Origin of the sequence: Aliikangiella maris (assembly GCF_040719265.1) — a bacterium.
Taxonomy (GTDB): Bacteria; Pseudomonadota; Gammaproteobacteria; order Enterobacterales; family Kangiellaceae; genus Aliikangiella; species Aliikangiella maris.
The window spans coordinates 78,636-95,463 of sequence record NZ_JBFDAH010000013.1; the positions used below are offsets into that span (position 1 = coordinate 78,636).

The 16,828-nt window shown below is 36.7% G+C and carries 15 protein-coding genes; 6 read left to right on the plus strand and 9 right to left on the minus strand.

The window, feature by feature from the left end; translation table 11 throughout:
- Positions 1–488 precede the first annotated feature (488 nt).
- The 3 genes from ABVT42_RS13180 to hemH all read right to left on the minus strand — a co-directional run bounded on the left by ABVT42_RS13180 (position 489) and on the right by hemH (position 3,815).
- On the minus strand, positions 489–1,862 hold the full coding sequence (locus ABVT42_RS13180) for a carbonic anhydrase family protein (RefSeq protein WP_353896285.1): 1,374 nt from the start codon (positions 1,860–1,862) through the stop codon (positions 489–491).
- Between the two features lie 462 nt (positions 1,863–2,324).
- Positions 2,325–2,591: a DUF3081 family protein gene (locus ABVT42_RS13185; RefSeq protein WP_353896286.1), complete on the minus strand. Its 267-nt coding sequence runs from the start codon at positions 2,589–2,591 to the stop codon at positions 2,325–2,327.
- A gap of 129 nt (positions 2,592–2,720) precedes the next feature.
- Entirely contained in the window at positions 2,721–3,815 is a 1,095-nt protein-coding gene (gene hemH, locus ABVT42_RS13190; RefSeq protein ID WP_367023907.1) for a ferrochelatase, read from the minus strand.
- Positions 3,816–4,503: 688 nt separating this feature from the next.
- On the opposite strand from hemH, the gene ABVT42_RS13195 reads away from it, so the two are divergent.
- The 4 genes from ABVT42_RS13195 to ABVT42_RS13210 all read left to right on the plus strand — a co-directional run bounded on the left by ABVT42_RS13195 (position 4,504) and on the right by ABVT42_RS13210 (position 7,352).
- A complete protein-coding gene (locus tag ABVT42_RS13195; RefSeq protein WP_353896288.1) occupies positions 4,504–5,745 on the plus strand; it encodes a M23 family metallopeptidase in 1,242 nt (413 codons plus the stop codon).
- Between the two features lie 198 nt (positions 5,746–5,943).
- Positions 5,944–6,438, plus strand: coding sequence for a SixA phosphatase family protein (locus tag ABVT42_RS13200; RefSeq protein WP_353896289.1), 495 nt, complete (start codon positions 5,944–5,946; stop codon positions 6,436–6,438).
- An 8-nt stretch (positions 6,439–6,446) separates the two neighbouring features.
- Positions 6,447–6,911, plus strand: a complete 465-nt coding sequence (locus ABVT42_RS13205) for a YchJ family protein (protein ID WP_353896290.1) — start codon at positions 6,447–6,449, stop codon at positions 6,909–6,911.
- A gap of 249 nt (positions 6,912–7,160) precedes the next feature.
- Complete coding sequence (locus ABVT42_RS13210; protein ID WP_353896291.1) at positions 7,161–7,352, plus strand: hypothetical protein; 192 nt, start codon at positions 7,161–7,163, stop codon at positions 7,350–7,352.
- Positions 7,353–7,526: 174 nt separating this feature from the next.
- On the opposite strand, the gene ABVT42_RS13215 is transcribed toward ABVT42_RS13210, so the two are convergent.
- The 6 genes from ABVT42_RS13215 to ABVT42_RS13240 all read right to left on the minus strand — a co-directional run bounded on the left by ABVT42_RS13215 (position 7,527) and on the right by ABVT42_RS13240 (position 13,131).
- Complete coding sequence (locus ABVT42_RS13215; protein WP_353896292.1) at positions 7,527–9,080, minus strand: S8 family serine peptidase; 1,554 nt, start codon at positions 9,078–9,080, stop codon at positions 7,527–7,529.
- A gap of 42 nt (positions 9,081–9,122) precedes the next feature.
- On the minus strand, positions 9,123–9,476 hold the full coding sequence (locus ABVT42_RS13220) for a hypothetical protein (protein ID WP_353896293.1): 354 nt from the start codon (positions 9,474–9,476) through the stop codon (positions 9,123–9,125).
- A 366-nt stretch (positions 9,477–9,842) separates the two neighbouring features.
- On the minus strand, positions 9,843–10,379 hold the full coding sequence (locus tag ABVT42_RS13225; RefSeq protein WP_353896294.1) for a neutral zinc metallopeptidase: 537 nt from the start codon (positions 10,377–10,379) through the stop codon (positions 9,843–9,845).
- Positions 10,380–10,699: 320 nt separating this feature from the next.
- On the minus strand, positions 10,700–11,446 hold the full coding sequence (locus ABVT42_RS13230; RefSeq protein ID WP_353896295.1) for a hypothetical protein: 747 nt from the start codon (positions 11,444–11,446) through the stop codon (positions 10,700–10,702).
- A 78-nt stretch (positions 11,447–11,524) separates the two neighbouring features.
- A complete protein-coding gene (locus tag ABVT42_RS13235) occupies positions 11,525–12,061 on the minus strand; it encodes a neutral zinc metallopeptidase (protein WP_353896296.1) in 537 nt (178 codons plus the stop codon).
- A 530-nt stretch (positions 12,062–12,591) separates the two neighbouring features.
- Positions 12,592–13,131, minus strand: coding sequence for a neutral zinc metallopeptidase (locus ABVT42_RS13240; protein WP_353896297.1), 540 nt, complete (start codon positions 13,129–13,131; stop codon positions 12,592–12,594).
- 624 nt (positions 13,132–13,755) lie between these two features.
- Here ABVT42_RS13240 and glyQ point away from each other — a divergent pair.
- Together glyQ and glyS are read left to right on the plus strand one after the other, a co-directional pair.
- Positions 13,756–14,694 carry a glycine--tRNA ligase subunit alpha gene (gene glyQ, locus ABVT42_RS13245; protein ID WP_353896298.1) on the plus strand — a complete coding sequence of 313 codons (939 nt, stop codon included), beginning with the start codon at positions 13,756–13,758 and terminating at the stop codon, positions 14,692–14,694.
- Between the two features lie 2 nt (positions 14,695–14,696).
- Entirely contained in the window at positions 14,697–16,766 is a 2,070-nt protein-coding gene (gene glyS, locus ABVT42_RS13250) for a glycine--tRNA ligase subunit beta (RefSeq protein WP_353896299.1), read from the plus strand.
- Positions 16,767–16,828 lie beyond the last annotated feature (62 nt).

The window sequence follows — 16,828 nt, forward strand, 5'->3', positions numbered from 1 at the left end:
CTAAAAAAGCAGATTGGTAACTCAATAAATAACCAGAATAATTTTGGCTAATAAATCTTTTCTCATTCAACTTAATAGCGTTAAGTCAAAACCATAATGAAGCGTATTTATGATTCTAAAATGATAAAAAAATTAAATAAATATGAATTTTGATTTTGTTATTTTTTAACGCGATTCATTAATAGAAATGGCAAGTTATTAACAGAAAAAGGTACGAATTTATCAGCAAATTGAATTATTATTAGCACTATTTATTTTATAAAGAGAAAAATTAAAAATAGATTTTTATGGTTATTTTGAATTCTGAAAATAAGCACTTGAGATTACTAATAAATTAAAATACTTTAAATAAGATGAATAGCAAAAATTTAAAAGTCAACCAAAAGACTGGTTGACTTTTTTTTCACAACATTTTTCGCTAATTTTTATTTTAAATTATTTGCACTAAAAAATTTGGTGAATTAAATTAATTCAGCATAAAAATAATATCAAGGAATCGCTTGGAATCGCAAATTGATACCAGTTGAATCATCATAACCACGCAAATCAATATACCAAACACCCGCTTGTGGGTTATTAAAAGTACAAGTCTCATTATTGCCATTTAGGTAAGGACGACAATCATAGGCAGAGGTAGTAGATTGAGCGCCATATCTCACATAAAGATCAGCATCACCATTGCCGCCAGATATCGTTACGATAATTTTGCTGTACCCCTCAGCCAGATCGATATTATAACGCTGCCATTGGTTTCTAGTTACGCTAATATTTGAAATGTTAGAGTCAATTGGCTCGAGTCCACCTGACACTTCATTAACCGTCAGTGTAAATTCCGCAGAACCAGAAGCACCATCAGGATCGGTAGCTTGAATAGTCATATTAAATTGACCGACTGCCGATGCACTGCCACTGATTTCGCCTGTTTGTGCATTAATACTTAACCAAGCCGGCGCCCCATTCATTGAATAAGTTAAGGTATCACCGTCAGCATCAGTTGCATTAATAATACGACTAAAATTATCGCCTTCATCAACACTGCTTTGATAAGAAGCCTGTGCAAATTCAGGAGCGTGATTATTAGACACCGGTTCAACATCAACAACAGCATGACTAATCACACGGCCATTGAGTGGTTGTACAGGACGATAGGTATCGTAACGTGTGCCATCTGCATTTTTAAATAAATCTTTAAATGCATCAATCTGCTCGGCAGACATCGTAATTGGTGTTGCCATGACAAACCAGTTAACAATTTCATTACAACCGGGTGTGGTTAAGGATCCGCGGTAGTTATACGCAGCGCGGTTTGCTGGTAACAAATTCGTTAAATTTGACGCAAGCTTAGCTCCAGCTTCATGACCATCTGGCAGATTACTGAAAATATTAGCTAATTGCTGATTAGTTGCACCTTCTTGAATCATAATGCCGATGACGGATGCATCAACCAATGTACCATGATCAAATTTCTTGTTTACAAAGTGAACTTCCAACGGAAAACGTTGGCCATCTATTGTGTGCTCACTACCGACGTGAAAGTGAAACTGGTCAAGGCGATATAAACTATGTTCAAACTCAGCGTAACGATTAACATAGGTGTTAACGGTATGCCCGTTATTTTCAACACTGACATCATCACCATTGTAGTGTGGTGTAATATATTTATTGCTTGCGACAACATCAGCGGTAACGATATTAATTGGCGATTGAGCAGAACCATTACAAGCGGCATTAATTGTTCCCCAATCGGCGGGTTTGACGACATCACCGGTTTGGCCATCGTAGCCCCATGTTGCCGAACTGACCTGGGTAGACATACTGTAGATGAGCGTTGTAGCTAAAGTAGCTACTAATTTAAATTTCATTGTTATCCCTCCTAAAGGAATATTTTGTCGTTATAATTTATGATCTTGGAATACTATTCTCTTAGTAATAGCTTTGTTATTTATAACCAAAAGTTTGATTATCTATCGATCATTGCACGAGAGAACAATTAATGTACAGCCGACATAAAGCGGGAACACGTACTTAAAACATCAGTTGTGACACAGTTCAATAAATTGTCAACAACAATAATTGCAGAATAATATTATGAAAATATATTTTTTATGCATTTACAATAAAGCTTAGGTGAATCAAGTGATAATAAATAGACTAGAAAAATGTTGGTGGGTCATTGAATGATTAACAAACAATGAAAAGGTAAGCATAAACAACTCAACACACCAATGTGCAAAGTGGCAATCAAATAGTGATTAATCAATTGATCATCACCAATGCGTGATGCACTTTGATTTTGTCGATAAGTTTAGCAATATTAAATTGTGCTACTTTTGTTTATATTTTTTATCAATATTTTCCATTTTCTCAAAAAATTGCAGATTATGAATTTGGTTATCACTATCCAATTCATATTTGTGGTGAAAAAATATCGACAAACAGACATGTTCATCACGAATAAACAAGGTATAGCCATCAAAATCAGTACTGGCTATGAGGCCATTTAAAATGTATTCATTATCCTTCTTAGTACCGAAGTCAATTATTTTTTGAAAGGCTCTTAACGCCAGCTGTAAATCCAATCGGTTTTTCATTTGCGCGCCTCAATATTTGAATAATCAATTTAAGTTTTTAAATCAAAAGCGATCAGGATTAAGCAACAATAAACCAGTGATAAAATGAACCAGCAATAAATGATGGCTTTATGTGTAACCGCCAATATATTATTTTTCTGCGCCAAATTTTAATGCCTGTTGACTGCGCATTAAAACATCCTGCTGATTTAATGTATCACCGATATAATTTGATGTTAACTGATACATCATTTCAATATGATCCAAATCACTATTTAATGCTTCGATATATTCATATTGCTCACCACCCGCGTCCATAAAATAACCACGGTTTTCAATTCCAATTTCTTCTATCGTTTCTAGACAATCTGCAGAAAACCCAGGACATACCATTTGCACAGATTTAACACCTTGCTGTGGTAATAATTTCAGTGTTTCATCCGTATAAGGTTTTAACCATTCTTCGCGACCAAATCGAGACTGAAAAGTCGTCATGTATTCATCTTCATTTAATTCAAGATATTCTGCAATTAAACGCGAAGTTTTGTAGCATTCGCAATGGTAAGGATCACCATTATCAAAATATCGCTTAGGAATGCCATGATAAGAAAAAATGAGTTTTTGTGCTTTTCCAGATTGCTGCCAGTAGCGTTTTATTTTGTTGCCAATCGCTTGAATAAAAGCCGGATGATCGTGGTAATGACTGATAAAGTGAAGTTCAGGCACCTGTCTGAATCGGGTTAAAGTTTTTGCAATCGCATCGAACGTTGAGCCAGTCGTGGCAGCAGAATATTGAGGGTATAAAGGTAATACAATAATCTTGTTAACCCCAGCGTGCATCATCTTTTGCAGCACAGAATCTACCGATGGTTGACCATAACGCATTGCATAATCTATCTCGATACAACGGTTTGTTATGCTATCACCCAATGCTGATTCATATCGATTGATCAATTGGCGAGTTTGTTCTTCGAGATGTATGCGTAATGGCGAGCCTTGTTCCGTCCATACTGACTGATAAGCTTTGGCAGAACGCTTGGGACGAATATTAAGAATAATACCATTAAGAATCATCCACCAAATCAATCGTGGCATTTCGACAACTCGCGGATCCGATAAAAACTCTTTTAGATATCGGCGCAATGAGGGCGCATCAGGCGCATCAGGTGTTCCAAGGTTAACGAGTAAGATACCCGTCTTTAAAGACTGCTTATGGTTAAATGTTGTACTGGCTATATATTTCATTATGGCTCGAGTATTGGGTTCGGTTAAGTGATGTTCCGTAACAGACACCGCTATTATTAATCATCTGCCTGCCAGTCTCCATAGACTTTAGACACTAAATCAATATCTGTTTATTTTTTACTGCTAATGCATACGTAATCTATTTTAACGCAGATCATCTTATCATTCTGAACTACTCATTTAAGAAAAATTAATAAATAGCGTTTCTATTTATCAAGCATAAATACATAGCTCAATTGAATACTGAACTTAAATAAATCTATATAACAAACAATAAGTTAAGCTATTATATAGCGGTAAAAACGGCTAATTTAAACCATCTACTTTTCCGTTAGGCAAAATCACGTCAACTTATTTAATAACTTAACCGAATAAGCTAAAACTAATTTTTATATCATTCTAATAAATATACTTATTTTGAATAGTTGAGTAACTAGACAATTCAATAATTTTAAATTTTTGATTGAGTAACAAATAAAATTAACAAAGGAAAAGAATAATACTTACTTTATTAAAACGCTTTTGGCTAAAAACTGAATAATTTATCAACAATGTTTTTACAAAAATCAATCAAATTATCATGTATAAAATTCACTAGTAAATCGGAAAATGCGTTTTATATTAAAAATGCTTTTAACCAAGCAACAATAATTACATTTATATAAAATAACAACTACCGAGGTTTAAAATGAAACATCACGCGCCAGGCAATGTTAAAGCTGCCGCTTTAATAATTGCTGCACTCTTTGCAGTGAATACTCAGGCAAACGAAAATTCACTAACCAGTTCAACTAACACATCACCATCGGTGCTTGAATTTAAAAAAGCCGATATTCTTTACGATTACGATGAAATCTTTTCTTTTGATATCGAAAAGTATCTCTCAGAAAACGCTCCCCACTTAGTTCCTTATGCAGAAGCAATTTCTCACATTTCAGGTGAATCAACCATCAGTCCGAAAGTTTTTATTACCTTGATTGAACAGCAAAGCGGACTTATTACTGCCAAACAAGCCAGTGAAACTGAACTCGAAATGCCATTTGGAGTGATGTCACAACAATATGGTTTTATCGAACAATTAAGAGATGTTGCCGAGCGATTGACCAAAGCGTATTACAAAGGGCACTCTTTTGCTGAAACCGGTAAAAATCAAAAATTTACTGCCGATGAAGATGCCCAAAGAGCGATTCAAATGATTTACTCTTATGGTGTTGATACCTCAGAATTACAACCGGGCTCAGCCGAGCAAACCGAATCATTCACTCAGTTATTTTTTAAAATGTTTCCTGAGTCAAAAAATTCTGTCGCCGAGCCTAAAGCCTCAGCGACCACTATGGCAGTTCCCTCAACATCAATGTTGCAATTTCCATTTCCACGCGGACAATCTTGGCATATTGGTGGTTCGCACACCACTTCTGGCAGTGGTAACTACCCGCAATCATCTTTAGATTCTAGTCAAGGCAATATTGGTTGGGGTGGTAATACTTCAGGTAAATGGGTTTCAGCCTCAGCAGCTGGTCGAGTAAAAGTTTATTCAAGTTGCAGTATGGAAGTATTCCACGATGGTGGCTGGTCAACTTCCTATTATCATCTATCTAACATTCAATATAGTACCAATGCCAATGTTTACAAAAATACAGCCATTGCTAACTATGCAAATACCAAAAATCAGGCGTTATGTAATGGTGGTCAATCTACTGGCCCACACTTACATTGGTCTTTAAAGTATAACAATCAATATTACCATTTAAACGGTGTGACAGTTTCTGGATTTAAAATTCAAACTGGACGCTATAGCTATGATACTAACTGTAGTTATTTCCGTTTAACTAAAAATGGCTATTATTATTGCGCAGGAAACTTTTATAACTCAGGTGGAACAGCTCGTACAGTTGATCAAAAAGCTCTAGGACCGGTAAAGTTTGACTAAGCATAATATTGAATAGTTATTAGTACGCTAAAAATATTTGATTTACTGTTTTAACTTACAAGCATGCAAGATTAATCATTTTGCATGCTTTTTTCGTCAGCATTAAAACAATCAACCGATCGAAACTCACACACAAGAATTCAATGCATCTAAGGGCAAATTAACTTACAATAGTTTTTTTGAATTACAAATTTCACTATGAAGATTATTCATTTAATTCGACATGCCAAATCCTGCTGGGATAACCCCATATTAGCCGACAAACTTCGCCCCTTAAACAAACGTGGTCACAAAGATTGTCAGATTATGGCTAAACAAATTGTTGAAGCCGGTTGCAATTTTAAATCGGTCTTTGTCAGTAACGCCACTCGTGCAAAATTAACCATTGAACTCATTCAGGAAAACTTACCCAACTTAAAGTTCGACTGGTCTATAGCACGTCCACTGTATACTTTTGATGAAACCCAGCTACTGAACTGGTGTCAAGCACTATCGGAAGAACTCAGCGAAGTTGTAATTGTTGGGCATAACCCAGCTTTAACTGAATTAATCAACCATTTATCTCGAGCTGATTTATTAAATTTACCCACATGCGGCTATGCTAAATTACATTGTTCAATTACAACCTGGCAAGAATTACATACCAATTGTGCTCAGTTAAAAATGCTATTGACCCCAAAAATGTTCAGGTAACTCAAACAATGGATCAAATACAATGTTATTGTCAATCGGGACTGAGCTTTTCTGACTGTTGTCAACCAATATTAAATCAACAGACTAAAGCACAGACTGCAGAAAAATTAATGCGCTCAAGATACACCGCTTATTATTTAAAGCAGGTAGATTACTTAATCAATACTCATTGGCCAATCGATCAAACTCAACGAACCTCTCTACAATCATCAATTCAACAAACTCACTGGGCAGGTTTAAAAATTCTTCAATCAAATCGAGGGGGCAGTTCCGATCAACAAGGCGAAGTGGAGTTTGTTGCATTTTATATTGAAAATAACCAAATACTGCAAATTCATGAAAAATCAAATTTTGAAAAATATGATGACTGTTGGTTTTATATCAATGGTAAACATCTTCCGCCGATTAAAATAAGTCGAAATGATAGCTGTTTTTGTGGCAGTGGAAAGAAATACAAAAAATGTCACGGATAAATAATTCGAGTTATAAAGAGCTCGTTTTTAATATTATCAAATTTGATTTAAATGGGTTTGATTTAAGTAACTTTATTTTAATTCGAATTTCAGTTAAAAAAAATGATTCATCAATTATTTTTAGCCAATCATAAAATATCACTAGAGTCTACCTTCTCATTTTGCTATAAATAAAAAGGTAAGAGTTGTCTGCATTATATGGATGTTGAGTGTTGAGAACAGATTTTTAGTTTGCACTTGGGTGATATTATGCAAGATTATCAAGATAGCGCCGGCGCGATTCGGCAAACCGTTTCATTATTGGAAAGCAGTGGGATCCAATCTTCTGTTTTAGCTTCAACCTTGTTAGCTGCGGCAATTGAGCAATATCAAAATTGCGCGCAAGACCTGTCTCTAACCAAGCAAGATATTCAGGAAATCGTCGAGCGATTGGTTTTGTAGGTCACTTTGATATTCCACTTGACTATAGACAAGTCAGTGCCATCAAAAAGTTAAACCCTGAAAAGCGTTTAAAAATGTACTGCCTTCAAATGATGGCAGTACAAGTATTGATGAATAAGTTTAAATCAACAGGTAAATGGTTATCGTCATTTTTTCACTTTGTTATTTTTTAACTTAAACAGAACGTAAAGTTTCAATTAAGTCTTCAACAAACTCAGGCTCCAGTTTAGGCGCTTCGTTGCTGGTAAGCATTTGAATTTTTTCTTCACCTGTTGCGCTAAAGAATTTTGCTGCAACACCGCCCATTGAAATTAAATATGCCCATTTTGCATCAGCAAGTCCCGCTCCAGTAGCCGAATCATGCCCAACCATTGCCGAATCTCCCATTGCTGACTGACCGGCTTTAACATCTCTGGCAGACTTTATCAAATTCACTTTTATCTGCGCAGGTGTCAATGAAGGATCTTTTTCTAGCATTAATGCACAGATGCCGGCAATTTGCGAACAAGCTGCTGAAGTGCCACTAAAAATTCCCCATCCATCATTGGCCGATCCGGTCGAAGGATCAATACTATCGAGTGAACAACCCGGTTGAACAGATAACATGATAGAAGGCGCTTTTCCCCCATTAATGTTGACTCTTTTGCCGGTTAATCCACAAACATCCGGCACTTTTCGTGCGGGAAATATTTTGCTTACAAAGCTACTGGCATAACTTGATGCTTCAAAAATTAAATCGGGATAATTCACATGAACCCCGCCGACTGCAATGACCGCTGGCATACTGGCAGGAAATGCGTAGTGACCATTGCCAGCAGAAAAACAGACGACTATACCGGCATTGACTACAAGCAGTATTTCTAATGCTAAGGCCTTTAAATAAGGGTGTAATCCACTCCAAGTCGCAGTACCTTTATCTATATCATAACCCCAGCTATTTGAAATGACCTTTGCCCCTGACGTTCGTGCCTTCTTAATACTGTCCACTGGGTCGCCCATTTTTATTGGAATGAGCGTGATATCGGGTGCTACGGCAAAAATATTAGCGGCCTCCCCGGTTCCATGACCAACATTATTACTGGCAGCATTAACCGCACCTGCCGCAAGCAACGCTTTTTGGGTTCGATAACCGTGATGATTGTAAAATGGATGACGATAAAAACCGGTATCGGGCATGGCGACTTTAATACTTTTACCAGGAGCTCCTGTTCGGTGAGTTCGTGTTGCTCTTAGCACTAATGCAATTTCATCTGGCACATGTAAATATCGATAAGCATTGTTATCAATTGGTGCCAGTGGCGGCAATGGACTGGGTGATGCAAAATATTCAGGTGGTTGGGTTATGGCGATGCCTTCGATCAACCCACTTAATGAATCAGGAATAGCAATTAAGTTATCTTTTTCAGCCGAATCATAAAACTCTGATTCAATATCAGGTGAAAAAGTCGATTTTTGCTTACGCAGTTTTTTACTACTGAGTGATTCAAATAGACTTTTATCACCCGAAATACTGATGGTTGCTTCACTTTCACTCTCAATAGTGAATCCTAGTTTGGTTAATTCCCGTTTAGCACTGCGAATGTCTTGTTTATCAGAAATAAAATTACCGGGTTCATTTTCAATCTCATCCTGATTTGCTAAAAACAGGGAAAGATTACCAATAGAACGCGGAGAAACAACGGCAGTGATACGATCGGGTGACTGATTATCTAAATTAAAATTAGCCATGTTAATCCTTCATGGTGCAATGATTAATCAACTAAATATAAGTTAATGCAGTTGTAAACCTGGCGGAATATCAATAGCGTCAACCCACTGAGACAATGTTTCAGGAATAATAGCTGGCGTTGAAAAATACGAAGTACCATCTTCGGCAATCTTAATACGACATGAAAAAACGTCTTCAAAAATAGATTTGGATGCTTCTAATCGAAGCGCAGTAGAGCCCGACTGATAAGCCTTAATACCTAGTTTACCAAGCTTTTTTATAACCACATTAAAACTGTTTTCACTTGGAATAAAGTCAGCTAAATCTTCGACGTCAGGAAATTTATTTGACTGAGCAATGGAAGGAGAGTTTTCCGGTTTAAGAAAAAGATGTATCACAAGTTTTTGTTGTGTCATGACTGGCTCATTTGATTCGACCGCTGCTGAATGTTATTAATTATTCAAAATATACAGCGCTTAAACATCATTGAGCAATATTTTGCTGGAAGGTAAATAACTGACTGTTTCCAGATTCAAAGGTAGACTATTTTGATTGGTTTTATATAAAATTTACTATTTTATACTGACATTTTTTAATTTTTATACGCACAAAAGATAATTATAGTAAAAATCCCGATTAAACAATTCTAACTTCGATCGGCAGGATCTAATCATTATTAACAAAGTGAATTATTAACCAAGTGATTTCAAGCGAACGACTGATCCGAAAGGGATCTCAATACCGAGATCCCCTGCTTCAATTGTTTAATTATAAATAATTAATTAGTTAAAACAACCAACCAGATTACCATTGGTGTTATAACCACTTCTTACATAGTTAGCCCGTTGTGAACCACTACCGTGGGTTGGGTCGCCGGCATTATAAGCAGACATTTGAGTTGAGCGAAACAGTCCTTGATAACCCAGATTATTTTCACCAACATAAGCAAACGAACCAGAGACACAATCAGCTTGCAATTCTTGATATGGTGGTTGTGAATAAATATTGTATCTGAATTGAATGCTGTGTCCCCACTCATGCGCAAAAATACCTTTGGCTGCTAATGGATACTGATTTTCGATTGACTGTAAAAATCTTGTGCCTAACTGAATATTCTGTCCGCAAGCATAAGCAGTCATATCCTGTGTACAAACAGGCTGATCAACATAAAGTGTTGGCGTGGCATAACGACCAGCCCAATTACGTAACTCGTTATAGGTTTGATCCAAATACTGACGAGTTACTTGTGCGGCCATTAAACTACTTGAGACTAACGTAGCAGTAATTAATGTACTTGAAATGAATGTTTTGAGTTTCATAGTTTATTCCTGTTGTTTCTTAAATTTATTTTAAGTCGTAAATCTTTATACGACTCAGATATTATATTTTTAGATCTCAGATGCAATCTAACATTCACCCTAAAACATGAACTGGTTTTCATATAAAACTCAGGAATATCAATTGGTTGGATGGATCTTTAATATACAAAAATACATTAAATTTTTGCTAATAATTTTACGATAAACTCAATATTAATTTTTGTTAAAAAGCTGAAAATTTTTCAGGCAAAAAAAAGCACAATAAATTGTGCTGTAAAATTAGCCTGACAATAACTGTTGGAAAAGGCTTTAAAGTAAATTTATAGGAGTGAAATTTTTCCTTCGTTAATCCAGCGATCTTTTAGTTCCTGTTTTAACGTTTCATATTTTGTTTGTGCATTTAACTTATGTTCTTCGGTAATGGTTTCGTAAAACTCCTGCTTTTTAAACCACTCTGTTGCAGGAGAATCCCCCAGATCTTCAGCGATCAAGTGCCACATGTAAGCATCTTCCTGATTCTCTTCAATCATATTTAGTTCAGAAATAACTGCCGCAGCGTGTCGATTACCTAAATATAATGCTCGATCAAAAGCTTTTCTTGCCTCAGCTTTATAATCCATATTTTCATCATAATCAGCATGAGTTGGATCATTTAATAATTGATAATAGTAACGCTCACCCAAATGAAATGAAGCATACGCATCGCCATTTTCAGCGAGACTTTTTAAAGTATCCAAGCCATAGTTGTAATATTCAATCGGAATAAAATGTCCGAGTTTTTCAAATTTTTCCTGTAATGCTTTTTCTTCTTCTGTTAGCGGAACAGGTGGTACATAAACGTCTTCTAAAGGTTGACTATTTTCTACTAATTCACTAACAGAAAGTTCTTCTGTAATTGATTTTTTCTGTATTACATCAGGTTGAACTTCGGGATTGATTTCTGCCTCATCAAACTGTTCTTCAGCAGTTTGTGACAATCTACTGTCTGTTTCAGTTTTATTCAGTAAAAAGTAACTGATGACTGCAAGACTGATTAGTAAAATAACAATGAATATTTTCTTTTGCATACTTTCACCCAGCCATTTTAAAAAGCTCACTCTCATGAGTGAGCTTTAACCCATGGTTTCATTTAAATTGTTTATTGATTAAAAACAACCAACTAAATTACCACGTGTGTTATATCCGTTTCTTACATAAGATGCTCGTTGAGACCCTGTTCCATGAGTCGGATCACCAGCACTGTACGCAGCCATCTGCGCAGAACGAAATAACCCCTGATAGCCTAAGTTGTTTTCAGCATAATAAGCATATGCGCCAGAAACGCAGTCAGCTTGAAGCTCTTGATAAGGTGGTCTTGAATAAATGTTGTAGCGGAACTGAATACTGTGTCCCCATTCATGGGCAAAAATACCTTTTGCAGATAACGGATATTGATTTTCCATTTGCTGTAAAAAGCGTGTACCCAATTGAATGTTTTGGCCACAAGCATAAGCGGTCATATCTTGTGAACAAACAGCGCGATCATAATAAACCGTTGGGTTAGCATATTGACCGGCCCAGTTTCTGAGTTCGCTGTGGGTTTGATTTAAGTATTGATAAGTAACTTGAGCAGCCATCGCACTGCCAGCAGCCATTAAGCTGGCGCCGAGTGCGAGTTTTGCAAAAATGTTTTTGATTTTCATAGTTGTTTTTGACCTTGATGTTTTGAGTTATAAATTATTAGTTTATTTTGCAGTATGCTTTTATTTTTATGCCTGCATAAATTAAATTATCAGTATTTTATAAAAAAATAACCTGTATTATTTACGCACAATTAATAAAAATTAAATTTTGTTTATTCAATTTTTTGATTGCTACAGCTTTTTATATTAAGCCCGCAATTAATAGATTAAATATTTTTATGTAAACTAAAATTTAAATGTCTCTACGACTACAAAAACCAAACTCAATTGCTTCAGGCTATTGGCTACGACACTTTTTCTATACCTATCAACTAAACCGTAATAACGACCAACAAAACCTTTTTAAAATTATCAAGAGCAATTAATAAAGATTTCAATTAAAAAATTTCAGATAGTTTAAATGAACAATAGTTCTTTATCTTTTACCGACCTGAAAAAAGAATATTTTGTTGTTACGTTTTAAAAAAGCTCACCAAAACGGATGAGCTAAAAATTCAAACAACCTTTCTACTGCTTTTATTCACAATCGATTAAAAGCATCTCACTAAATTACCGCTAGTGTTATAACCATTACGCACATAAGTTGCTCTTTGAGAGCCAGTTCCGTGAGTCGGATCACCGCCAATTGCATAAGCTAACTGTTGAGCCGAACGGAACAAACCTTGATAACCTAAATTGCGTTCTGCGTAATAGGTATAAGAACCAGAAACACAATCCGCTTGCAGCTCTTGATAAGGTGCTTGTGAATAGATACCGTATCTGAACTGAATGCTGTGACCCCACTCATGGGCGAACACACTTTTTGCGGCCAGTGGATATGAGTTTTCTACTTGCTGTAAGAAACGCGTGCCTAATTGAATATTTTGACCACAAGCATAAGCAGTCATATCTTGTGAACAAACAGCGCGATCATAATAAACGGTTGGGTTAGCGTATTGGCCTGCCCAGTTTCTGAGTTCATTGTGAGTTTGGTTTAAATATTGATAAGTAACCTGGGCAGCCATAGAAGTACCAGCAGCAACCAGGGATGCAGCGAGTGCTACACGCATTAGTGTACTTTTTAGTTTCATTTTTTATACCTTGGTGTTATTGAAAATTATTATTTTATTGCCATCGCAATATCTGTATAGCCATCTCAGTTTGCACTCAGCTAAAAAATTTTAAAAATGAACTATTTACACTTGACATCAGAAAAAGAGATATTGATAGTCGAAATAATCGTGACGAATTTAGTTGCTATTGCAATTAACCAGTTAAATTGCATTAATAATTTTTACGTCAACTTTGTTTGGAAATCACTCAAACGGTATCGCTTAGATATATATAATTTTTTCGCATATGCAAAATATAATCATCTAAAATAATGCTTTAACAAAAGTTGCAACGGAATAATATTACCAACTCCTTCAAAAATAATTATTTAATTCAGAATAATTAATCAGTTTTTTTGTTTTTGAAAATAAAACCTATTTAGATAGTGATACATATGGGTCTAAAAATTCGACAGTTGAACGACGACGGAATGCTCTCGTATTATGGTTGAAATTTAAAAGATCTCAACGGCAGTGAGATACGAACTCTGTCATGATCGATAAAAAGTTTGCTAACCGAGCCGGATTCACCAGGCAGGCATAGGATCCCGCCAATAGGATTGATATAATCTGGCCTTTATTTTGTCGTGCTGGAGCGAAACCTTGGCTAACACTACTGCCCCCCAAACCAATCAAGGCATCAAAGGTGCACCCCAGACCTTTCAGGGTCTGATTATGAAGCTACAGGAATATTGGTCAAAACAAGGCTGCGTGATTGTGCAACCACTTGATCTGGAAGTTGGCGCGGGGACATTTCACCCGTCAACATTTTTACGCTCAATTGGTCCCGAGCCGTGGAATTCAGCCTATGTGCAACCCTGCCGTCGACCCACTGATGGTCGATATGGTGAAAATCCAAATCGCTTACAGCATTACTATCAGTATCAGGTTATTCTTAAACCCTCTCCCGATAATATTCAGGCGCTTTACTTAGACTCACTCAATGAATTAGGTATTGATACACTGGAGCACGATATTCGTTTTGTTGAAGATAACTGGGAGTCTCCTACTTTAGGTGCTTGGGGATTAGGCTGGGAAGTCTGGTTAAATGGTATGGAAGTCACTCAATTTACCTATTTTCAACAGGTTGGCGGATTAGAGTGCAAACCTGTTACTGGTGAAATTACTTACGGGCTGGAAAGAATTGCCATGTATTTGCAGGGCGTCGATAGTATTTACGATCTCATCTGGACCGAAGGACCTCAAGGCACGGTAACTTATCGAGATGTTTTTCATCAAAACGAAGTTGAAATGTCTACTTATAATTTCGAACATGCCGACGTTGATTATTTGTTTGGCTATTTTGATTACTGTGAACAGCAAAGCCAACAGTTAATCGAAAAACAATTACCCCTGCCAGCCTATGAAATGGTTTTAAAAGCCTCACATGCATTTAACTTGCTTGATGCACGACATGCCATTTCAGTCACCGAAAGACAACGTTTTATTCTGCGGGTTAGAGCTTTATCCCGTGCCGTTGCACAGGCTTATTACGATTCACGTGAAGCGCTAGGCTTTCCGATTTGTCAGCAGGAGAAATAATCATGAGTCAACAGGATTTTTTATTTGAATTAGGCTGCGAAGAACTGCCTCCAAAAGCACTCACAAAATTGGCGCAATCACTCCACGATAGTGTTGCCGAATCGTTTCGATCACTCGATTTAAACTACGCAGAGAGTGAATGGTTTGCCACGCCTCGTCGATTAGCAATCCGTTTTTTTCAACTCGATAGCGCACAAGCCGACAAGTCTGTTGAAAAGCTTGGGCCAGCAGTAGCTGCTGCGTTTGACAATGAAGGCAATCCCAAACCCGCAGCCGTTGGATTTGCTAAATCTAACGGTGTCAGTATCGAACAGTTACAACGCAAACAAACCGACAAAGGGGAACGCCTTGCATTTATTGCCAATGTGAAAGGACAACAGACAAAATCGTTAATTCCAGATGTTTTACAAAAAGCAATCACCCAATTGCCAGTCCCTAAAGCCATGCGTTGGGGTGATAAATCAGTTCAATTCAGTCGACCGGTTCATTGGTTATTAGCATTATTGGAAAGTGAAGTTATTCCTGTCAAACTGTTTGACTTAACCGCTGGAAATCAAACATTTGGACACCGCTTTCATGCACCAGATGCAATCACAATAACATCGCCCGAAGCTTATATTGAAACACTTAACCAACAAAAAGTAATGGCCTGTTTTGAAGCCCGAAAAGCAACAATTCGCACCCAGGTAGAAGCGCTGGCCAAAGAAAATAATGCAAGGGCGGTTATTGATGAAGCGTTACTTGAAGAAGTCACCGCATTGGTAGAATGGCCGGTTGCATTACTGGGCGAATTTGATACAGAATTTTTGGCAGTGCCTGCCGAAGCGTTAATATCATCAATGGCCGAACATCAAAAATATTTTCACCTGGTTGATGAAAATAATCGCCTTAAGGCCAATTTTATTACCGTTGCCAATATCGACAGCAAAAATCCACAATCAGTCATTAAAGGTAACGAAAAGGTGATTCGCCCACGCTTGGCAGATGCAAAGTTCTTTTACGATACCGATAATAAAAAGCCACTCGATAGCTACATCGACAGATTAAAAAATATTGTTTTTCAAAACAAGCTCGGTACCCTTTATGATAAAACTCAGCGGATACGCTCACTCGGAGAAAAAATTGCCGTACAGCTTGATGCCGATGTTAAAAAGGTAACCCGTGCAGCACAGCTATGTAAATGTGATCTCATGACCGATATGGTTTATGAATTTACTGATTTACAAGGTGTTATGGGAAGATACTATGCCACCAATAGTGGTGAAGATAGTGAAGTTGCAGCGGCAATGGATGAAATATATATGCCTCGATTTGCAGGCGATGAACTGCCAGCGACCACCACCGGATTAATTTTGGCCATTGCTGAACGTATTGATACCTTAGTAGGCATTTTTGGCATTGGACAAATACCTACCGGAGCCAAGGACCCATTTGCACTAAGACGTGCGGCACTTGGCGTATTACGATTAATTACCGAAAAATCTCTTGATCTGGACTTGGCCACATTGATCGATTTATCAATTGATACTTTTGGCCCAATCAATTTACTACCGGAAACCCGCGAGAAATTACTTGAGTTTTTTATAGCCCGTGCACAAGCAATGTATCAAGAGAAAAACTTTAGCACACAGGTTATACATGCTGTTCAAGTATTAAATATCACTCGCCCGCTCGATTTTTATCAGCGCATTCAAGCAGTTGAAAAATTCAATCAAACAGCAGAAAGTCAAGACCTTTCAGAAGCTAATAAACGGGTAAAAAATATTCTGGAAAAATCAACTTTTACTCTCACTGATGATTCAATTAATACTGCATTATTTACCGCAGAAGAATCTGCACTATATCAAACTATTGAAGATGTCAGTGGATATGTCAGTGAGCAAATTGCACAAGGTAGTTATCAGTTAGCGTTAGATAAGCTTGCCGGACTTAAAGATGTGGTTAATCAATTTTTTGATAATGTCATGATAAATACCGATGATGAAAAAATTCGTAATAATCGATTAGCCTTAATCAGCCAACTAAGAAATTTATTTTTAGGAATTGCTGATATTTCTTTGTTACAAAAATAATATCGTAAAAAGATAAAACCAACTTTTGGTTTTATCTTTTTTATTATTAAACAGTTTTAGAA